The organism is Brevundimonas sp. GW821-FHT02A10 (assembly GCF_059422025.1).
Genome location: NZ_JBWKWC010000001.1, coordinates 1,242,821 through 1,261,816, shown reverse-complemented (window position 1 = coordinate 1,261,816; position 18,996 = coordinate 1,242,821). Strand labels below are relative to the sequence as shown.

The window sequence follows — 18,996 nt, the reverse complement described above, 5'->3', positions numbered from 1 at the left end:
CCATCGTCGCCTCCGAGCTGATTTGCGGAGGCTTTTCCCGGGCGGACGCCATTGCGTCGCTCCGGCCGTGTTCTCCTGAAGCGGGACGCGCCGGACAAGAGATGAAACGATAACCCCATGATCCCCTTCATCGACCTTCAGGCCCAGCGCCTTCGCCTCGGCGGCAAGATCGAGGCCGCCGTTCAGGACGCCGTCGTCGGCGGCGCCTGGGTCATGGGTCCGCAGGTGCGCCAGTTCGAGGCCGACCTCGCCGCCTTCGGCAAGGCGAAGCACGCTCTCGGCTGCGCCAACGGCACTGACGCCCTGGCCCTGCCGCTGATGGCCTGGGGCGTGGGCCGCGGCGACGCCGTCTTCGTGCCCTCCTTCACCTTCGCCGCCACCGCCGAGGTGGTGCCGTGGTTCGACGCCGAGCCGGTCTTCATCGACGTCGATGAGAAGACCTACAACATGGACCCGGGCCATCTGGCGGCCGCCGTCGAGGCGACGATCGAGGAAGGCCGACTGACGCCGAAGGTCGTCATCGCCGTCGACCTGTTCGGCCAGCCCGCCGACTACGCCGCCATCAAGGCGGTCTGCGACAAGCACGGCCTGAAGCTGATCTCGGACTCGGCCCAGGGCTTCGGCTGCACCATCGACGGCGACCACCCGTTGAAATGGGCCGACGTCACCACCACCAGCTTCTTCCCGGCCAAGCCGCTGGGCTGCTACGGCGACGGCGGCGCGGTCCTGACCGACGACGACGAACTGGCCCAGCTGATGGATTCCATCCGGGTGCACGGCAAGGCCGTGGCGGTGGACCTGAAGGATCGCACCTTCGACCACGACCCCAAATATCTGAACATGCGCGTCGGCCTGAACAGTCGTCTGGACACCATCCAGGCCGCCGTCCTGATCGAGAAGCTGAAGGTCTTCGGCGAGGAGATCGAATGGCGCAACCGTATCGCCAAACGCTACAACGAAGCGCTGGCGCCCCACGTCGCCGCAGTGCCGGAGGTGCCCGAGGGCAATATCTCCAACTGGGCCCAGTATACGATCGAACACCCGAACCGCGATGCGCTGGCAGCTCATCTGAAGGAACAGGGCGTGCCGACGGCGGTCTATTATCCGATCCCGCTGCACCTCCAGCCGGCCTATGAGCACTATCCGCGCGGTCCCCAGGGCCTGCCGGTCACCGAGCGTCTGAAGGAGGTCGTCATCAGCCTGCCGATGCACGCCGACCTGGACGAGGCGACCCAGGACAAGGTCATCGCCGCCGTCGCCAGCTTCAAGGCCTGAGGACCGACATGAACCCCACCGTTCTGCACACCACCCTGCGCGCCGGCGTCGCCGGCGTCGGCGTCATGGGCCGCAACCACGCCCGCGTCATGTCCGAGATGCGCGAGTTCGAACTCGCCGTGGTCTTCGACCCCGACAGCGCCACGGCCGGCAATGTCGCCACAGCCTTCGACGCCCAGCCCCTGACCACCGCCGCCGACTTCGTCGCGGCCGGTCTGGAAGCCGCCGTCGTCGCCACCCCGAACCGCCACCACGCCGAGCTGGGCGTCGCCCTGCTGGAAGCGGGCGTCCACGTCCTGGTCGAAAAGCCCATCGCCGCCACCGTCGCCGACGCCCAGCGGATGATCGACGCCGCCAAGGCCAACGACCGCGTCCTGATGGTCGGTCAGGTCGAGCGCTTCAACCCGGCGGTCGAGGCGGTCAAACGCGCCATCGCCGGCGAGGAAGTCATCTCCATCCAGATCACCCGCGTCGGCCCCTTCCCGCCGCGCATGGGCGAGGTCGGGGTGGTCATCGACCTGGCGGTGCACGACATCGACATCATCCGCCACCTCACCGGTTCGGAGATCGCCGAAGTCCAGCCGCAGCTGGCCCGCACCCGCGCCGACCGCGAGGACACGGCCCTGCTGCAGTTCCGCCTCGAGAACGGGGTGATCGCCCACATCACCACCAACTGGGTCACGCCCTACAAGACCCGCACCCTGCAGGTCGCGACCCACAACAAATTCGTCGTCGCCGATCTGATGACGCGTCAGGTCACCGAATATTTCGGCCAGCAGCCGGACGGCTCCTACTCCACGCGCGGCGTGATGAGCTGGCCGAACGAACCGCTCAAGAAGGAGCTGGAAGCCTTCGCCCACGCCATCCGCACTGGTGAAACCCCCGCCGTCACCGGCGAGGACGGCCTGCGCAACCTCGAGGTCGCCCTGAGGTGCCTGGGACAGTGATCAGAGTGAACCAATATGCGGCCTCGCGCCGCATATTGGTTTCTGCCCGACAAGCGTAGCTGTTCCCTGTGGCCCAGCCGCTCACCAGTGATCGTTGGATGTTTTTCGCCGGCGGCTTTGCGGCGAAGGGCCCGCTGTTTGGCTGGCTGATCATCTGGGTCGAGCTTCTGGGCATCCTCGTCTACCGATCAGGTCTTCCTGCGATCACGAGCGGGCAGGCCCTTCTGACGGGGCTCGGCCAGATGATCGGCCTTTCAATCTTCTCGCTGGTCTTCGCCTACGGTCTGGCCATCGTACCGGCCCTCTTCACTGGGTTCGTCTGCTTCCCGGTGTCCCGGATCTCCATGCCGGTCTGGTTCTGGGTCATCGCTTGTGCGGTGGTGGGAGCGGCGATGTCCGGCCTTGTCGGACTTCTGTTCTCCCCGCACTTCGGGATCATGCTGTTCATGGTCGCCATCCTGCCGGGCGGGGTCGCAGCCGGCGTTTGCGGGTGGCAGGCCCGAGGAAAACGGCTTTCGCTTTGAAGGCCCGCGTCAGACCGCGGCTGCAGTCGCCCGCTGCGGCGCCGGCTTGAAGGTCAGGCGGGCGCGGAAACCTTCGGGAGCGTAGTCCAGCTCGGCCGCGCCGCCGAGGTCGCCCTTCAGACTGGTGGCGATCAGGCGTGAGCCGAAGCCGGAGCGTTCGGGTTTGGATCTGGCCACCTTCGGCCCGCCCGTCTCGATCCAGTCCAGCGCGACCCGACCTTGCGCGTCCGGCGCGGTCCAGCGCACAGAGACCCGGCCGCCGGGGCGGCTCAGGGCGCCGTGTTTGGCGGCGTTGGTGGCCAGTTCGTGGATGATCATCCCCATGGCCAGGGCCTGGGGCGGAGCGAACAGGACATCAGGCCCGTCGAGCGCGAACTGTTCGGGCGAATAGGGCCGCATCTCGCGCCCCAGCATGTCGCGCAACATCGCCTGCTCCCAGCCGGTGGCGGTCAGCAGATTGTGGGTGTCCGACAGGGCCATCAGCCGCGCCTCGAACTGGGCAGAGAATTCGGGCACCGATTCCGTGCGTCGCGCGGTCAGCATGGCGATCGACTGGATGGTGGCCAGTGTGTTCTTCACCCGGTGATTGAGCTCGTTGATCAGCAGCTTCTGGCGGCGCTCGCTGGTCTCCAGATCCTCGAAGGCGCGCCTCCGGTCGGTGATGTCCGACACCACCCCCGCCAGCTTCAGAGGTCGGCCCGAGCGGGCGCGAACCAGACTGCCCTTCGACTGGACCCAGCGGCCGGTGGTCCCGATCGGATATTCGACGTCATAGTCGGCCTCGCCCGCGATGGCCTTCTCCAGCGCCTCGGCGCGGGCGGCCAGATGGTCGTCGTTCATCCAGACGGGGTGTTCGATCGCGCCGGTCGGATCGTCATCGGCCAGGCCGACCAGTTCGCGCGCCCGGGCCGAGAGGGTGAAGGTGCGGTCCCTGAGATTGAGCTCCCAGTATCCGACGTCGGCGGCGGCCAGGACCGAGACCAGCCGGGCACGGTCGTCGGCCATGGAAGCGGCCAGGGCGATGAAGAGGATGACGGCGGTGACGGCGGCCACGCTGACGGCGATGGCGAGGGGCGGGGCGCCGGCGTCGTCCATGACGTCAGCGACGGGTCTCAGATCCAGCGCCGCCATGCCGGTGTAGTGCATGCCCACCACCGCCAGGCCGAGAATGGCGGCGGCGGCGGCGCGCCAGCCGATGGAGGTTTCGCGCCGCGCAGCCCACAGGGCGGTGATCGAGGCGCCGATGGCGATGATGATGGAAAAGGCGATCAGGTCCGCACGCCAGCCGACGGTGGCGGCCGTGCGCATGGCCGCCATCCCGACATAGTGCATCAGGGCGATGGCCGTCCCCATGGCGGCGCCGGCGAAGGGGATGCGTTTGGCCCCGAGCCCGTCCCGCGAGGCGGTGAAGAAGGCGCCGGCCGTGCCCAGCACCGCCAGCAGGAAGGACAGGACCGTCAGGGCGGGATCGTAGCGGACCGGAGCGCCGGGATCGAAACCCAGCATGGCGATGAAATGCATCGCCCAGATGCCGCCACCCATGGCCACGGCCGCGGCCGCCAGCCAGGGCGTCTGGTCGCGGCCCTCGCGGCCCCGGATGCGCTGGAACAGGTCGAGCGCGGTCCATCCCGCCAGAACCGCGACGGCATAGGCCAGAAGAAGAAAGACGCCGCCGTGGTGGTGCAAGGTTGATCCCTTACAAAGACCCTTTGGTACGGTCCGTAGCAGAAACAGGTTAAGAGGCCACCCACCACCACCTGAGCGAGTGCTTCAGACTCAAGGGCTCCCGTTTTGCGTCAGTCGGTCACCATCTGCATGCCCAGCCATTCGGCGATCAGGGCAGGCTTGGAGCCGCCTTCGATCTCAACGGTGACCTCATGCTTGATCAGCCAGCGGGTGACGCCGCCGTCCGAGCCCTTGTTCTCGGCCGAGAGCAGTTTGAAGCGGCCGCGCACCCTGGAGCCCGAGGCGACCGGGCTGATGAAGCGCAATTTATCGAAGCCGTAGTTGACGCCCATGACGACGTTCTCGAGCTTCGGCACGCCGTCATAGCTCATGGCCGACATCAGGCTGAGGGTCAGGAAGCCGTGTGCGATCGTGCCGCCGAACGGAGTCCTGGCCGCCGCTTCGGGATCGATGTGGATGAACTGCCAGTCTTCGGTGCAGTCGGCGAAGGCGTCGATGCGCTTCTGGTCGATCTCGATCCATTTCGAGACCCCGACCTCCGTGCCGATCAGTCCTTCGAGTTCGGTGGCCTTGGTCATGACATCGCTCCCTTGATTTTGGGTGAGGCTATCCGCCTTCCCCTGGGGTAGGCCAGCGCGTTTTCAGCCCCCGAAGCGATCCTCGAAGCGATCCTCGATGATGGCCGAGAACAGGGCCGGATCGACATTGCCGCCCGACAGGACGATGGCGGTCGTCTTGTCCGTCGTCGAAACCTTGCCGGTCAGCAGGGCTGCCAGAGACACCGCCCCGCCCGGCTCGACCACCAGCTTCAGGGTCCGGAAGGCGTAGCGCACGGCCTCGGCGACCTCGGCGTCGGTGACGGTCAGGATTCCGGCCAGCCGACGGTTGACGGAGAAGGTCAGCTCGCCCGGCCGGTCGGTCATCAGGGCGTCGCAGATGGTGCCCCTGGCCGGGGCATGGGTCAGACGTTCGCCCGCCGCCAGTGAAATCTGGGTGTCGTTGTAGTCGGCGGGCTCGACGCCCCAGCAGGTCGTCGTCGGCGACAGGGCGGCCATCGACAGATTGATCCCGGCCATCAGACCGCCGCCGGACGTGCCGCACAACAGTTGATCCAGAGCGCCGACACCGATTTCAGCGGCCTGTTCGACGATCTCCAGCCCGGCTGTGCCCTGGCCCTCGATGATGAAGGGGTCATCGAAGGGGCGGACAAGGATCGAACCCTTCGAGGCCGCGATCTCCTCACCGATGTCCTCGCGGCTCTCGGTGTAGCGGTCGTACATCCGCACCTCGCCGCCGAAGCCGATGACGCCCTCGACCTTCACCTTGGGGCTGTCGGCGGGCATGACGATGATGGCCGAGGTTCCGACCATCTTCGCGGCGGCCGCGACCGCCTGGGCATGGTTGCCCGACGAATAGGCCACGACCCCCCTCGCCTTCTCCGCATCCGTCAGCCGGCTGATCCGGTTATAGGCGCCGCGGAATTTGAAGGCCCCTGCGTGCTGCAGGGTCTCGGCCTTCATCAGCACCCGTCCGCCCAGACGTTCGTTCAGCGCCCGGCTCTCGATCAGGGGGGTGCGCACGGCGACGCCGGCGATCTGGCGGGCGGCGTCGCGGACGCCATCAAACGAGGGGGTGTGCAAGGTCATGTCCCGCTGCTTAAACCAAAGCCGAAGTCATGCGTAAGGGCCAGTTCAAGAGTTCCTGCCCTGACTTTCCGCCAAGCCGTTCCGGGAGACGTCCTTGTCCAATCTGATCCTCGCCATCGACCAGGGCACGACCTCCAGCCGGGCCATCGCCTTCGAGGTCGCGGAGGATCAGTCGCTCAGGGCCGTCGCCATCAGCCAGATCGAGCTGGCCCAGCATTTCCCCCACTCCGGCTGGGTCGAGCACGACGCCGCCGAGATCTGGACCGCGACCCTGCAGACCTGCCGCGAGGTCATCCGCAAAGCCGGCGGTGTGTCGCGTTTCGCCGCCATCGGCATCACCAACCAGCGCGAGACCTCGGTCATCTGGGACGCCGCCACCGGCGAGCCCCTGCACAGGGCCATCGTCTGGCAGGACCGGCGCACCGCCGACGTCTCCGCCCGCCTCGCCGCCGAAGGTCATGAGACCATGGTCCAGGCGGCGACCGGCCTGATCCTCGATCCTTATTTCTCGGCGACCAAATTCGCCTGGCTGCTCGACAAGGTCCCCGGCGCGCGGGAGCGAGCAAAAAAGGGCGAGGTGAAACTCGGCACCATCGACGCCTGGCTGGTGTGGAAGCTGACCAACGGCCAGAGCCACGCCACCGACGCCACCAACGCCAGCCGCACCTCCCTGATGGACCTTCGCACCCGGGAATGGCGCGACGACCTGTGCGACCTGTTCAACGTGCCCAAGGCCGCCCTGCCCCGCATCGTCGGCTGCGCGGAGATCAGCGGCGAGAGCGACCCCAGCCTGTTCGGCCGCCCCCTGCCCATTGCCGGGTCGGCGGGCGACCAGCAAGCGGCGCTGGTGGGCCACGGCGCCCTGAACCCCGGCGACGCCAAGATCACCTATGGCACCGGCGCCTTCCTCGTCGCCAATGTCGGGGACCAGCCGGTCGCCTCGACCCGTCGGTTGCTGGGCACCCTCGGCTATCAGGTCGGTGAGACCGCGGCCTATGCGCTGGAAGGCTCCATCTTCTCGGCCGGGTCGGCGATCCAGTGGCTGAGGGACGGGGTCGGGATGATCTCGGAAAGCCGCCACTCGGAAGCGATGGCCCAAGGGCTGAAGGACAATGGCGGGGTGTATCTGGTCCCCGGCTTCACCGGTCTGGGCGCACCCTGGTGGGAGCCCGACGCGCGCGGCGCCGTCATCGGCCTGACCCGGGATTCGAAGCCCGCGCACTTCGTCCGGGCCGGGCTGGAGGCCCTGGCCTATCAGACGCGCGACCTGCTCGACGCCCTCGCCGCCGACGGGGCGCCCCGGCTGGCCGTGCTCAAGGTCGACGGCGGGGTGACGGCCAATTCGTTCGCCATGCAGTTCGTCGCCGACATCTGCGAGGTCACGGTCGAACGGCCCGCCTTCCAGGAGATGACGGCTCTGGGCGCGGCCAAGCTGGCGGCGCTGGGCGTCGGCCTGATCGCGGATCTCGAGGTCCACACCACCGAGGCGCCCGCCGTCTGGACTCCACGCATGGAGGCCGCCGAGCGCGACCGGCTGCTCAAGGGCTGGCGCAAGGCCGTCAAGGCCGCCATCATCGCCGCGAACTGAACGACAGAGCGTCTTCAAGACGCCGACCGAGGAAGATCCATGACCGACGCCGCCTCCCCCAATCTCGACGCCCAGGCAGCCTTCTCCGGCACGCGCGAGGTCGACCCCCGCTACGCCCTCGACGAAGGCAAACTCGGCGAATGGCTGGCGGCGAACGTCGAAGGCTATGAGGGTCCGCTGACCGTCCGCCAGTTCAAGGGCGGCCAGTCCAACCCGACCTATGAGCTGATCACCCCGGGCCGGTCCTATGTCCTGCGCCGCAAGCCGCCCGGGACCCTGCTGCCCTCGGCCCACGCCGTGGACCGCGAGTTCACCGTCATCTCGGCCCTGTGGAAACAGAACTATCCGGTCGCCCGCCCCTATGCTCTGTGTACGGATGATGCCGTCATCGGCTCGATGTTCTACGTCATGGACAAGGTCGAGGGCCGGGTTCTGTGGGACCTGAAACTGCCGGGGATGGAGCCCGCCGAGCGCCGCGCCATCTATGAGGCCCAGACGGATGCGCTGGCCGCCCTGCACGCCTTCGACCCCGCCGCGATCGGCCTGGGCGACTACGGCAAGCCGGGCAACTATTTCGAGCGGCAGGTCGGGCGCTGGACCAAACAGTACCGGGCCTCGGAGATCGACCCGATCCCGGCCATGGACCGGCTGATCGACTACCTGCCCTCGACCCTGCCGCCCGAGGGGCCGGCGCGGATCGTCCACGGCGACTTCCGCCTCGACAATCTGATCATGGCCGCCGAGGCCTCGGAGGTCCGGGCCGTGCTGGACTGGGAGCTGTCGACGCTCGGCGATCCGATGGCGGACTTTTCCTACATGCTGATCGGCTGGGTCCTCCCGGCCAGCCAGAGGAACGGCATCAACGGAGTCGACCTCAAGGCGCTGGGCATTCCCTCGATCGAGGAAACGGTGGCGCGCTATGCGGAGAAGACCGGGGCGGGCGCCCCGGCCAATCTCGACTGGCTGATGGCCTATAATCTGTTCCGGTTGGGCGCCATCTGTCAGGGCATCGCCGGGCGCGTCCGCGACGGCACCGCCTCCAGCGCCCACGCCCGCACCATGGCCGCCCAGGTCGGCCCCCTCTCCGACGCCGCCTGGGGCTTCGCCAAGAAGGCGGGGGCCAACTAACCGAAGGCCCTCAAGCAGTGAGCCAGAGCCTGTCCTCCGGCCGATCGAAGATCGGACCGGGGGGCGCGGCGAATGATGGGGCCGCCGGGCTCAGCCCGGCTCACCCACCAAGGTAAAAGCCGCCCAATAGGCCGGGTGGGTCCAGCGGCGGTCGGCGCGGACACTGCGCATGGCGCTCTGCAGGGCCCGGGCGCGGTCGCCGACGTCGGCGCCGGGTCGGTCGAGCGCCGCGAAGGTGTCGGAGATCAGTTCGGTGGTCGCCGTGTCCGAGACCTCCCAGTGGGACACCAGAACCGACCGGGCTCCGGCGTAGAAGAAGGCGCGGGCCAGCCCCGACAGCCCCTCCCCGCCCGGCCGCCCGTCGGATGCGGCGGTATTGCAGGCCGACAGGACCACGAACTCTGCGTGCAGTCTCAGCTGGGCCGCCTCGGAGGCGCTCAGATAACCGTCGTCAGCCTCGGTGGCCTCGGCGGGGGGGGTCAGGACCAGACCCGGCTCCCCCGCCGTCGATCCGGCCATCAACCCATGGGTGGAAAAGACCACGAACCGCGCCTGCGACAGGGGCGTCGCATCGCCCTGACGCACGGCCGTTTCGGTCGCCGCACTGCCCGTGCGAACGAGGGCGCGGGGATAGCGGGTCTTGAGCGCGTCCAGCTCGGCCTTGGAGCCGGGCAGATAGGGAAGCGCCCTCAGCTTGGCGACGTCTGCCAGACGGCCCTCGCCAAGGATCCCGTCAGCAGGCGGGGCGCCGCGCGATCCGTCCTGGGGCGCGCCCTGAAGGATCGGCGCGCCGAACGCCGCCAGCGAGAAGCCGGGCGCCGTAGACGGAATGGCCGCCGTCTGGACCGGCGACGCCGCCATCGTCGGGCACCCCGAGCTGCGCTCGGCCGGATCCGCGACGAGGTAGCAGCGCAGGGCCTTGAGGCTGGACACCGACGGCAGGGTCGCCAGCGCGTAACGATCGATCAGCCAGCTTGTCGTCGACAGGGCCTCGGGCGCCGTGTCCGGTCCGGTCGGGGGCTCGGTCGCCAGCACCGCCAGAGGCAGGGTGGTCAGGGCGCCGGTGACCACGGTGATCAGTGTGGTCTTGCCCTCGAACACCTCTTCCACCGGCTTCACCAGCTCCGAATAGAGGCGATACGCCTGAGCCCGATCGAAGGCCGCGACGGGACGCCCGGCGAAGATCGAGGGATCCAGCGTCGGATCGCCACGCGAGGCGCCGGTGGTCAGGGCGCCGCGCAGATCATTGATCGCCCTGGTCATTTCGACGTCGCCCAGATCGGCGGCCCGGGCCCATGCGATCCGGTCGCGTGACACGCCCCAGACATAGGTGGCTTCCGGATTCACGAGGACCAGCAGCAGGGCCTCATTGTCCTTGAGCAGCCCCTGCGCCTCCGAAACGCTGAGCGCCCGGGGGCTGGTCAGTTCGGAATAGGCGGGGAAGCGGGTCTCGATATCGGCGTCGACGGTCTTCAGCCGGGCCAGCACCGCCTCATAGTCGGTTCGGGTCGCAGCGCGGCGCGCCTGGGCCTCCGGCGCATCGGCGGCGTAGAGCTGTTCCAGCGTCCGCTCCAGCCCGTCGCGGCGGGTGATCAGGGTCTCGCGTTCCTCGGCCAGACGCCCGAGCGCATCGTCGCCCTGGGCGAACCGGGCCGAAACCTTCGCCAGGGCGTCGGCGGCGTCCGAGGCGATGGCCCACTGCGCCGCCTCGAAGGCCTCGGCGCGCAGGGCCTCAGGGGTGTCCGTTGCAGGCGTCTGGGCGAAGGCGGGCGTGGAGAGGCCCAGAACCACCGCCGCCAGAACGCCCCCTGCCCTCTTCAGCATGCGCGGCCTCAGTTGCTCAGGATCTGGACCTTGGTCCAGACCGCGCCGCGGTTGACGATGTCGACGCGCATCTTGCCCGACCGGGCCCGGGCCACGGTGCAGACCGGATAATGGTCGCCGAAGCCGTCCTGACACAGCAGGGCTCCGTCGGCGTCGCGCACGGACATGTCGATATTGGTGTCGCCATCCCCGATGGCGGCGACGCGCAGCACCTCCCCGCCCCGCGCCTCCAGGTCGAAGCCATAGGTCTCACGCGCACGGATCTGGCGGACCAGATAGATGGGCCCGCGGCCGAAGGGCGAGGACTGGACCCCGCGCGTGCCCTCACGCAGGCGTTCGATAGCGTCCAGCACCCCCTGTCGTCCGGCCGCCAGCGCCGCGGCCTCGTCCAGCAGGGCGTCGGGGGTCAGGGAGGGGGTCAGGCCGGTGTCGCTGTCGGCGCCCGGCCGCACCGGCACCTCGGCCAGCAGACGGGCGGCCATGATCAGGGCGCCGGGGTCCGAATTGCGCCGCCCCCAGGCCGCGACCTCGGCGGCGGTGACCATCTGGCGAACCCCGTCGGCCTCTGGCGTGATCCGGGCCGCCCCGGACGCGGGAGCCTCTGCGGTTTGGGACACGGCGGCGCAGGCGGCCGAGATCCCGGCCAGCAGGACCCCGAAAACCAGTCCAGTTCGCCCACAGACCCTGCGCGTGTTCATGACATCCCCCGTTACCGTCAGCTTCAGACGAGCCGATCGGACAACAGGCTGGACGGTAAACGGTTTTTTCGAAACTGCCAGAACCTGACTAGGCGAACGCCAGTCGTTTCCGACGCATCTCTAGAGGGTGGCGGCGGTCAGGATGCGGCGGTCGCCCTTGGCCTGAACCATGACGGCGACGGATTCACCCGCATCGCGCTGCGCCGGAAGAGCATAGAGAACCGGACGGCCATTCCAGTCGCCCAGTTTGCGCAGGTCGCGCACCACATTGACGTGGCGCACCACCCGACCGCGGTTGTCGCCGCCGCTGACCGTCACGGTCTGGGCGCCGGGCTTGTAGATCACGGCCCAGACCTCGGCGCCGCCGACGGGGGCCCGGCCCGAGCCGACGCCGACGCGGTCGCCGCTCTCGCGGAACTCGACCTGGGGCGGGAAGATCCGGCGCGTCGCCTCCTCGTCCACCGCCGCCTGAACGGCCGGGGCCTCGGCGCCCGAGACCTGACGGCGGCCGTCGATGATGACCTGGGGCGTATAAACGCCGCGCAGCCGCATCGCCGTCTGATAGGCGCGCTGGCGCTGGGCGAACTCGGGCCGGGCGAAGGTGTCGGGCCAGCCCATATAGTCCCAGTAGCCAACGGCATAGGTCAGGGCGATTACGCCCGGCTCGTCGGCGATGGTCTCGACCACCTGATTGGCGTCCGGACAGCCGGGGCAGCCCTGGGCGGTGAACAGCTCGACCACCACGGGCTCGGACGGCGGACGGCGGTTGGCGGGGGCATGATTGCGCGAGGGCGCCGGCTGGGCCCACGACGCCATGGCCGACCCAAGGGCCGTCCCCATGGTCGCGGTCCCGGCGACCGCCATCGCCGCCCCGATCATCCATCCCCTGAGTGTCATGCCGCGAACCGTAGCGGGCGGCGGCGGGGACCGCCCCTCATATCTGCGTGAGGGACGAGTGATGGGTTCAAGGTTTCGGGACCAGACGCCACATCCGCAGGGGATGCCTGACCGTCCCGGCCTCGGCGCCCGCCGACTGGCCCCGGCCCATGTAGAAGTCGGCCCGGACCGGGCCGCGAATGGCCGAACCGGTGTCCAGCGCCATGACCAGTCCGCGATAGGAGGCGTGGGCGCCGTTCAGATTGCCGCCGTCGGCGTCGATCCAGACGAGGTCGCCGTAGGTCCAGCTGGCCGGATCGACCGCGATCGCCCGGCGCGCGGGCAGGGGCACGCCCGCCGCTCCAGCCGGATTGCCGCCGTCGTCGGGCTGGAGGTCGAAGAAGATATAGCGGGGATTGAGGGCCGTGATCTCCCGGGCTTCCCGGCCGCGATGGGCGGCCAGCCAGGCGCGGATGGCCTCGCCCGAGGTTCCGTTGCGGGGCAGCAGGCCCTGTTGCTCCATCGGCCGGGCGATGCCGACGAAGGGGCGGCCGTTGTCGGCGGCATAGGCGGCGCGGCCCGTAGTTCCATCCTCGAAGGTCAGATAGCCCGAGCCCTGGATCTGCAGGAAGAACAGGTCCTCGGCCCGCATCCAGGCCAGAACCGGCGCCGAGGGCGAACCCGCGGCGGCCGCGGCCTCGATGGCGGCCCGGTCGGCATAGGGGCCGGTCGAACCGTCCGGGCGGCGCTGGACCACCCCGCCGGAAGCGCGTTCCAGATCCAGAGGCTTCGCCAGCACCGGCATGTCGAACTCGGGCGTCTGGCGATGGCTCGCCGAATATTCGGGCGCGAAATAGCTGGTCAGCAGGCCGTCGCGGCCGTCGGCAGTGCGGGCCTGAACCACCCGGAAGCCGGTCTCGAAGAAGGCGCGGGCGAGGGCGGGGGTCACGGGGCGCGAAGTGCGCTGCAGATCCATGGCCCGCGCGCACTGGCGGGCGCCGGCCGGATCGCGGGCCACGCCGCAGGTCTTCAGATAGGCGTCGAAGGCGGCGACGAAATCCTCATTGTCCCAGCCGGCTAACCGCGCGGGGCTGTCGGCCCCGGCCGGACCGGGGACGAGCGGCGGAACCGGGGTCGGAACCGGCGAGACCACCGGCGGCCGGTTCGGCACGGCGGGCGCGGTCGAGGCGCAGGCGGCGAGAAGGGCGGTTACCGCCAGGCCGAGGCCGGTCGCGGCCGACCGCAGACCCTTCACGCTCACGGACCGCATCAGGCGTTGGCCGGCTCGACCCGGGCCAGGACCCAGTTGGGATCGGCGGCGCCGAGGGTGCGCTCGAACGTCCAGTGTTCGGCCGTGCGGCGTTCCTCGATCCGGGGCTCGCCCGGAGCGCCCGGGGTGGCTTCGCCTTCCGGCGGGATGATCTTGCTGCGCAGCTCGGACAGGAAGCGGACCTTGGCGATGGCCTTGTCGCCCTCGGCGGTGGCGCTTTCCAGATCGGCGCGCGGCGCGTGAAGGAACTCGATCTGTTCGGTTTCGCCGCGGGTCTCGCGCGCGACGATGCCGTGCTCGAAGGATTCCATCACGGCGGGGGCCAGCAGCGGCTTCAGCGCAGCCCGGTCGCCCGAGGCGTAGCCGCGCACGATGGTCTCATAGGCCTGGCGCGAACCGTCGAGGAATTTCTGCGGATCGAACTGGGGGTCGCGGGCGCGCAGGCCCGAGATGGCGGCCAGGGTGATCGCGTCCAGCGCCGGACGGACAGGAACGGCTTCGGAGGTCGGAAGGACCGGGGCGCGGGCGTCGTCCTGCGGCTGACGCCCGACCTTCTTGCCCAGCACATTGTACAGCTGGAACAGGACGAAGACGGCGATGCCCGCGAAGAGCAAGATCTGGAACTGGACCGGCAAGACTCTATCCTGAATGACGTCGGGCCCGACGGCCCCAAATCAGGGCCAAACCGGAACGCGCGACGGACGATTAGGGTCTCATATAGGGCGGCGCAAGGCGAGACGCACCCGCCGACATGCCCCGACAGGCGCGCGCCGTTGCCGCACGCCCATCCGCCGTGGTAGTCGCCGCGCCTTCACCCGGTCGCGTGAGACGCAACCGGTCCACTCCATTCACGGCCCCTTCGCCCATGACCGACGTTTCGCCCACCGCCGCCGACGCCCCGCAAAACCAGGACGGCGCCCCGCCCAACGGCGGCTTCCGCATCCTGGCCCAGTATGTCCGCGACCTGTCGTTCGAGAACCCCAAGGCCCCGGACAGCCTGCGCATCGAGGGCAAGCCCGGCATCGACATGGGCGTCGAACTGAACGCCCAGGGCCGTCCCGACGGCCTGTTCGAGGTCGACCTGAAGCTGTCGATCAAGGCCTCGACCGACGCCATGACCGTGTTCAACGTCGAACTGCTGTATGGCGGCCTGTTCCAGCTGAACAATGTCGCCCCGGCCGACATCGAGCCCCTGCTGCTGATCGAATGCCCGCGCTACCTGTTCCCGTTCGCCCGCGAGATCGTCGCCCGCGCCACGGCGGACGGCGGCTTCTACCCGCCCTTCATGATGGACCCGATCGACTTCGTGGCCATCTATATGGCTCGCCAGCAGCAGATGGCCGCCAACGCCGACGCGGGCGCCGGCCAGGCGTAAGCCTCTGAAATCAGACGACCGGAAAGGCGTCCGTCAGCCGGCGGACGCCTTTTCCATGTCCGCTTCCACCGTCACGCCGTAACCCTGCCACAGGGAGCGGTCCTTCAGGGTCGCGGTCAGGAAGGCCAGGTGCGCCTCATGCTCGGCCGGGGTCGAGCGCGGGGCGAGGGGACGCGGCCGGGCGCCGTGACCGCCGGCGGCGGCGAAGGCGGCGGCCTGTTCGGCGCCCTTGCGGCTGGTCAGGTCCAGCACCCGCTCCTTGCCGCCCCTCAGCTCCAGATAGACCTCGGCCAGAAGGCGGGCGTCGATCAGGGCGCCGTGGAACGAGCGGTCGGCCAGCGAGACCTTGTAGCGTTTGCACAGGGCGTCCAGCGAGTTGGGCATCCCCGGCCAGCGCTTCTGGGCCAGTTGCAGGGTGTCGATCCATCGATCCGCCGGCAGCAGAGGCGAGCCGCAGCGGCCGTACTCATGGTCGATGAAGTTGCGGTCGAACTGGGCGTTGTGGGCGATGACCGGGGCGTCGCCGATGAATTCGATCAGGTCGGCGACGATCTCGGCGAATTTCGGCGCGTCCTTCACCTTCTCGTCGGTGATGCCGTGCACCCGGATAGCGTCTTCCGGGATCAGCCGCTCGGGATTGCAGTAGCGGTGGAAGGTCCTGCCCGTCGGCAAGAGGTCCATGATCTCGATACAGCCGACCTCGATCAGCCGGTCGCCCGTGCGCGGGTCGAAGCCGGTGGTTTCAGTATCGAGGACGATTTCGCGGGACATCGGCGGGGTTCCGAAAAGTGTGAGCGGTTTTCGGATCAAACCCCGCTCACTGGAATGCCCTTTAATGGTGTGCTTTGGGCTCGTGCGAAAGACTGACAAAGGTCACGACCGGGGAGAAACCCAGTCCGGATCGAGCACCGTCGCCACGATGGCCTTCACCTGTTCTCTCGCCGCCCCCAGACCCCGGTCCGTGTCGACGATGAAGTCGGCCAGACGGCGCTTTTCGGCGTCGGGAACCTGCCGCTCCAGAATGGCTTCGAAGCGCTCGCTGGTCATGCCGGGACGGGCGAGGACCCGTTCAGCCTGAACCTGCGGGCTCGCCGTAACCACCACCACCGCATGGAAGGCCTTCTGGCCACCGCCCTCGAACAGCAGGGGGATGTCCAGCACCGCCAGTTTCACCCCCCGTTCGGCCGCCTCGGCCAGTTCGCCGGCGCGACCGGCGGCGACCAGCGGATGGACGATGGCCTCCAGACGTTTGAAGGCGGCGTCGTCCCGGCCCAGAGCCTCGGCCAGCCGGGTCCGGTCCACCGCGCCCTCGACGATCACGCCGGGGAAGGCCTCGCCGACCGGCCCGACCGCCGCCCCGCCCGGTGAATAGAGCCTGTGCACGGCCTCGTCGGCGTTCCAGACCACGGCGCCCTCGTCGGCGAACATCTCAGCCGTCGTCGACTTCCCCATTCCGATGGAGCCGGTGAGGCCCAGCAGGATCACTTCTGCGCCTCGATCGCCGCCAGCAGCAGGGGCCGAAGCGGCAGGGCAGGGGGTTCGACCCCGAAGATGGCCCGGAACGACGGCCCCGCCTGACCGATCAGCATGCCCAGACCATCGACGGTCCTGAGACCCCGTTCGCGCGCGGCCAAAAGGAATTCGGTGTCCACAGGGCGATAGGTCATGTCCATCACCGCCGTCTCCGCCTCCAGCCGCGCCAGATCCAGCGTCGGCCGCACGCTCAGGGCGTTGATGACCAGCACCGCGCCCTCGAAGACCGTCTCTTCATCCACGACGGTGACCGACGGCCCGAGATCGGCGGCCAGGGCCTCGGCCCGGTCCCGCGAGCGGTTCAGGATGCGCACCTGGGCTCCCTCGGCGATCAGGGTCCCTGCCGCCGCCCGGGCGGCGCCGCCCGCGCCGAGGATGACCACAGGCTGGCCCTTCACGCTCAGACCCGGCGCCTGATCGGAAATCGCCCACATCATGCCCAAGCCGTCGGTGCTGTCGCAGGCGATCTGGCCGTCGCGGAACACGAGGACATTGGCCGAGCCGGAACCCTTGGCGGCGTCGCTGGCGCTGTCGGCCAGGGCGAAGGCCTGTTCCTTGAACGGGGCGGTGACGTTGATCCCCATCAGCAGACCCGCGCGACCGGCGGCGACCAGGGCCGCAAACCCGGCCTCATCGCCGGGGGCGAAGGGGACATAGGCAGCGTCCATGCCGGCGGCGGCGATCCAGGCGTTGTGGATGACCGGGCTGAGCGAATGGCCGATCGGATTGCCGGCGATGCCGCCGACCTTGGCGGCTCCGGAGATGACGTGCTTCACGAGGCGATCACTCCGGCGCGGCGCAGTTCGGCCAGGACCGGCCACAGCGGCAGGCCTAGGACGGTGAAATAGTCGCCCTCCACCGCTTCGAACAGCTGCGAACCCAGCCCCTCCAGCCGGTAGGAGCCGACGCAGGCCAGCAGCTCATTCCCTTCGGCGGCCAGATAGGCGTCGAGGAAGGCGTCGGAGAAGTCGCGCATCTTCATCTGGACGGTATCCACACCCGACCAGACGACCTGCCCCTTCGTCGCGATGGCTGCGCCCGAATGCAGCTGGTGCGATTTGCCACGCATGGATTTCAGCCGCGCCTTCGCCTCGTCGAGCGACTTCGCCTTGGAAATCAGGCCCCCGTCAAAGGCCAGGGTCTGGTCGGCGCCCAGAACCCAGACGTCGGGATCACGCCGCGACACCGCCAGCGCCTTGGCGCAGGCCAGTTCGACGGCGAGTTCATCGGCGCCCGCGCCCTTCATGGCGACCTTGATCGCGTCCTCGTCGACCCCGGCGTCCTCCAGTCCGAAGGTCACGCCGGCATCCGTCAGCATGGCCCGGCGCGCGGCGCTGCGGGAGGCGAGGATCAGTCTTTCGCCAGTCATTACCAGGCCGCTCCGATCCGACGGGTGCGTTTCTCGCTCAACAGATTGACGATGGCTGCCGCCGTTTCCTCGACCGAACGGCGGGTCACGTCGATGGTCGGCCAGCCACGCCGTTCGAAGGCCCGGCGCGCCTTGACCGTCTCCTCGCGCACCATGTCATGATCGACATAGGCCGAGGTGTGGTCGGCGTTCAGCCCGTCCAGTCGGTTGCGGCGGATCTGGACCAGACGATCGGGCGAGACGGTCAGGCCGATGACCAGCGGGTTCTTCAGCCCCACCAGACGCTCCCCGTCCTCCTGACCGGGGACGAGGGGCACATTGGCCGCCCGGATGCCGCGGTGGGCCAGATAGATGCAGGTCGGGGTCTTGGAGGTCCGGCTGACACCGCACAGGACGACGTCGGCGCCCTCCAGCTGCTCGGCCGTGCCCTGACCGTCGTCATGGGCCATGGCGTAGTCCAGGGCGCTGATCCGGTTGAAATATTCATGGTCCAGTGCGTGCTGGGCGCCGACCCGCGTCGACAGGGCCGCGCCCAGATAGCGGGACAGGGCCCCGACCAGAGGATCCAGCGCCCCGATCTGCGGCATGTCCGCCTGACGGCAGCCTTCCTCCAGTTGGGCACGCAGATCGCGGTCGACCAGGGTGTGCAGCACCACCCCCGGCGCCATGGTGATCTCCTCCAGCACCCGCTCCATCTGCTTCTCTGAACGGACCAGGGCGTAGATGTGCTCGATCGGGATGACGCCCTCGAACCGGGCGGTCACCGCCTTGGCCATGGCGTTCAGGGTCTCGCCGGTCGAGTCCGAGACCAGATGGACGTGGAAATAGGTCGCCAGCCGCACGGGACCGGCCGGTTTGCCGACGGGAGAGTTGGGCGTCATGCGGTGGGACTCATCAACGGATTCCTGTGGAAACCCCGGTTCGCTTTCTGGGCGCCGAAATCCCCGGACTGGGCGCCGATCTCTATAGCCGCGCCCGTCAGCGGGGGCGAGCGGGGACAGCGGGGAGGATTCATCCCTCCGAACCCTGAGATTTCCAAAGGCAGACGGGTCTCCACCGCGCTGCCGTGGATAAGGTTAACAGGAGGTAAACGGCGCCCGTCAGTCATGCCCAGATGCGGCGGCGCTCAAACCCCCGTCCGTTAAGGCTTCGTTAAGGATTATCCCCGGTTTCTACAGCCTCATCCCGGGGTCTGGATTGGTCCCGGACGACCGGTGAAGGTTCGCTTTCCGTTCACGGCGCCACCTGAAAATCATC

General features: G+C 68.8%; 19 protein-coding genes. 6 read left to right on the top strand and 13 right to left on the bottom strand.

Annotated elements, in window-relative coordinates:
• Window positions 1-117 precede the first annotated feature (117 nt).
• The 3 genes from AC07U0_RS05885 to AC07U0_RS05875 all read left to right on the top strand — a co-directional run bounded on the left by AC07U0_RS05885 (window position 118) and on the right by AC07U0_RS05875 (window position 2,746).
• On the top strand, window positions 118-1,275 hold the full coding sequence (locus AC07U0_RS05885; protein ID WP_494719077.1) for a DegT/DnrJ/EryC1/StrS family aminotransferase: 1,158 nt from the start codon (window positions 118-120) through the stop codon (window positions 1,273-1,275).
• 8 nt (window positions 1,276-1,283) lie between these two features.
• Window positions 1,284-2,222 carry a Gfo/Idh/MocA family protein gene (locus tag AC07U0_RS05880; protein ID WP_494719076.1) on the top strand — a complete coding sequence of 313 codons (939 nt, stop codon included), beginning with the start codon at window positions 1,284-1,286 and terminating at the stop codon, window positions 2,220-2,222.
• Between the two features lie 68 nt (window positions 2,223-2,290).
• Window positions 2,291-2,746 carry a hypothetical protein gene (locus AC07U0_RS05875; protein WP_494719075.1) on the top strand — a complete coding sequence of 152 codons (456 nt, stop codon included), beginning with the start codon at window positions 2,291-2,293 and terminating at the stop codon, window positions 2,744-2,746.
• 9 nt (window positions 2,747-2,755) lie between these two features.
• Here AC07U0_RS05875 and AC07U0_RS05870 read toward each other — a convergent pair whose 3' ends face one another.
• The 3 genes from AC07U0_RS05870 to AC07U0_RS05860 all read right to left on the bottom strand — a co-directional run bounded on the left by AC07U0_RS05870 (window position 2,756) and on the right by AC07U0_RS05860 (window position 6,078).
• On the bottom strand, window positions 2,756-4,432 hold the full coding sequence (locus AC07U0_RS05870) for a sensor histidine kinase (RefSeq protein ID WP_494719074.1): 1,677 nt from the start codon (window positions 4,430-4,432) through the stop codon (window positions 2,756-2,758).
• A gap of 110 nt (window positions 4,433-4,542) precedes the next feature.
• Window positions 4,543-5,010 carry a MaoC family dehydratase gene (locus tag AC07U0_RS05865; RefSeq protein ID WP_494719073.1) on the bottom strand — a complete coding sequence of 156 codons (468 nt, stop codon included), beginning with the start codon at window positions 5,008-5,010 and terminating at the stop codon, window positions 4,543-4,545.
• Window positions 5,011-5,073: 63 nt separating this feature from the next.
• A complete protein-coding gene (locus AC07U0_RS05860; RefSeq protein ID WP_494719072.1) occupies window positions 5,074-6,078 on the bottom strand; it encodes a threonine ammonia-lyase in 1,005 nt (334 codons plus the stop codon).
• 94 nt (window positions 6,079-6,172) lie between these two features.
• On the opposite strand from AC07U0_RS05860, the gene glpK reads away from it, so the two are divergent.
• Together glpK and AC07U0_RS05850 are read left to right on the top strand one after the other, a co-directional pair.
• The gene (gene glpK, locus AC07U0_RS05855) at window positions 6,173-7,666 is read left to right on the top strand and encodes a glycerol kinase GlpK (RefSeq protein ID WP_494719071.1); all 1,494 of its coding nucleotides are present in this window, start codon (window positions 6,173-6,175) and stop codon (window positions 7,664-7,666) included.
• 39 nt (window positions 7,667-7,705) lie between these two features.
• Window positions 7,706-8,794 (top strand): phosphotransferase family protein, encoded by a 1,089-nt coding sequence (locus AC07U0_RS05850; RefSeq protein WP_494719070.1) that lies wholly within the window; start codon window positions 7,706-7,708, stop codon window positions 8,792-8,794.
• A 90-nt stretch (window positions 8,795-8,884) separates the two neighbouring features.
• On the opposite strand, the gene AC07U0_RS05845 is transcribed toward AC07U0_RS05850, so the two are convergent.
• The 5 genes from AC07U0_RS05845 to timA all read right to left on the bottom strand — a co-directional run bounded on the left by AC07U0_RS05845 (window position 8,885) and on the right by timA (window position 14,097).
• The gene (locus AC07U0_RS05845) at window positions 8,885-10,618 is read right to left on the bottom strand and encodes a CHAT domain-containing protein (protein WP_494719069.1); all 1,734 of its coding nucleotides are present in this window, start codon (window positions 10,616-10,618) and stop codon (window positions 8,885-8,887) included.
• A gap of 8 nt (window positions 10,619-10,626) precedes the next feature.
• On the bottom strand, window positions 10,627-11,316 hold the full coding sequence (locus tag AC07U0_RS05840; RefSeq protein WP_494719068.1) for a hypothetical protein: 690 nt from the start codon (window positions 11,314-11,316) through the stop codon (window positions 10,627-10,629).
• Window positions 11,317-11,436: 120 nt separating this feature from the next.
• Entirely contained in the window at window positions 11,437-12,213 is a 777-nt protein-coding gene (locus AC07U0_RS05835; RefSeq protein WP_494719067.1) for a DUF1223 domain-containing protein, read from the bottom strand.
• A gap of 67 nt (window positions 12,214-12,280) precedes the next feature.
• Window positions 12,281-13,462 (bottom strand): MltA domain-containing protein, encoded by a 1,182-nt coding sequence (locus AC07U0_RS05830; RefSeq protein ID WP_494719066.1) that lies wholly within the window; start codon window positions 13,460-13,462, stop codon window positions 12,281-12,283.
• Window positions 13,462-14,097, bottom strand: coding sequence for a TIM44-related membrane protein TimA (gene timA / locus AC07U0_RS05825; RefSeq protein WP_494719065.1), 636 nt, complete (start codon window positions 14,095-14,097; stop codon window positions 13,462-13,464). Before timA ends, AC07U0_RS05830 begins: the two co-directional genes overlap by 1 nt.
• Window positions 14,098-14,327: 230 nt before the next feature.
• Here timA and secB point away from each other — a divergent pair, with 230 nt between their 5' ends.
• Window positions 14,328-14,837 carry a protein-export chaperone SecB gene (secB, locus tag AC07U0_RS05820; protein WP_494719064.1) on the top strand — a complete coding sequence of 170 codons (510 nt, stop codon included), beginning with the start codon at window positions 14,328-14,330 and terminating at the stop codon, window positions 14,835-14,837.
• A 33-nt stretch (window positions 14,838-14,870) separates the two neighbouring features.
• Here the strand turns inward: secB and dnaQ are convergent, their stop codons facing one another.
• From dnaQ to AC07U0_RS05795, 5 genes are all read right to left on the bottom strand, one after another.
• Window positions 14,871-15,608, bottom strand: a complete 738-nt coding sequence (dnaQ, locus tag AC07U0_RS05815; protein ID WP_494719063.1) for a DNA polymerase III subunit epsilon — start codon at window positions 15,606-15,608, stop codon at window positions 14,871-14,873.
• Between the two features lie 102 nt (window positions 15,609-15,710).
• Window positions 15,711-16,322, bottom strand: a complete 612-nt coding sequence (coaE, locus tag AC07U0_RS05810) for a dephospho-CoA kinase (protein ID WP_494719062.1) — start codon at window positions 16,320-16,322, stop codon at window positions 15,711-15,713.
• A complete protein-coding gene (locus AC07U0_RS05805) occupies window positions 16,319-17,146 on the bottom strand; it encodes a shikimate dehydrogenase family protein (protein WP_494719061.1) in 828 nt (275 codons plus the stop codon). Before AC07U0_RS05805 ends, coaE begins: the two co-directional genes overlap by 4 nt.
• The gene (locus tag AC07U0_RS05800) at window positions 17,143-17,739 is read right to left on the bottom strand and encodes a Maf family protein (protein WP_494719060.1); all 597 of its coding nucleotides are present in this window, start codon (window positions 17,737-17,739) and stop codon (window positions 17,143-17,145) included. The genes AC07U0_RS05805 and AC07U0_RS05800 overlap by 4 nt, the downstream gene beginning before the upstream one ends.
• Window positions 17,739-18,620 (bottom strand): pyruvate, water dikinase regulatory protein, encoded by an 882-nt coding sequence (locus AC07U0_RS05795; protein ID WP_494719059.1) that lies wholly within the window; start codon window positions 18,618-18,620, stop codon window positions 17,739-17,741. The genes AC07U0_RS05800 and AC07U0_RS05795 overlap by 1 nt, the downstream gene beginning before the upstream one ends.
• Window positions 18,621-18,996 lie beyond the last annotated feature (376 nt).

Excerpts from the sequence above, each read along its gene's own strand:
- secB (WP_494719064.1), top strand. The coding sequence starts at position 14,328 with ATGACCGACGTTTCGCCCACCGCCGCCGACGCCCCGCAAAACCAGGAC.
- AC07U0_RS05795 (WP_494719059.1), bottom strand. The coding sequence starts at position 18,620 with ATGACGCCCAACTCTCCCGTCGGCAAACCGGCCGGTCCCGTGCGGCTG.
- AC07U0_RS05865 (WP_494719073.1), bottom strand. The coding sequence starts at position 5,010 with ATGACCAAGGCCACCGAACTCGAAGGACTGATCGGCACGGAGGTCGGG.
- AC07U0_RS05835 (WP_494719067.1), bottom strand. The coding sequence starts at position 12,213 with ATGACACTCAGGGGATGGATGATCGGGGCGGCGATGGCGGTCGCCGGG.
- AC07U0_RS05840 (WP_494719068.1), bottom strand. The coding sequence starts at position 11,316 with ATGAACACGCGCAGGGTCTGTGGGCGAACTGGACTGGTTTTCGGGGTC.
- AC07U0_RS05850 (WP_494719070.1), top strand. The coding sequence starts at position 7,706 with ATGACCGACGCCGCCTCCCCCAATCTCGACGCCCAGGCAGCCTTCTCC.
- AC07U0_RS05860 (WP_494719072.1), bottom strand. The coding sequence starts at position 6,078 with ATGACCTTGCACACCCCCTCGTTTGATGGCGTCCGCGACGCCGCCCGC.
- AC07U0_RS05830 (WP_494719066.1), bottom strand. The coding sequence starts at position 13,462 with ATGCGGTCCGTGAGCGTGAAGGGTCTGCGGTCGGCCGCGACCGGCCTC.
- AC07U0_RS05800 (WP_494719060.1), bottom strand. The coding sequence starts at position 17,739 with ATGACTGGCGAAAGACTGATCCTCGCCTCCCGCAGCGCCGCGCGCCGG.
- AC07U0_RS05880 (WP_494719076.1), top strand. The coding sequence starts at position 1,284 with ATGAACCCCACCGTTCTGCACACCACCCTGCGCGCCGGCGTCGCCGGC.
- AC07U0_RS05885 (WP_494719077.1), top strand. The coding sequence starts at position 118 with ATGATCCCCTTCATCGACCTTCAGGCCCAGCGCCTTCGCCTCGGCGGC.
- AC07U0_RS05845 (WP_494719069.1), bottom strand. The coding sequence starts at position 10,618 with ATGCTGAAGAGGGCAGGGGGCGTTCTGGCGGCGGTGGTTCTGGGCCTC.
- dnaQ (WP_494719063.1), bottom strand. The coding sequence starts at position 15,608 with ATGTCCCGCGAAATCGTCCTCGATACTGAAACCACCGGCTTCGACCCG.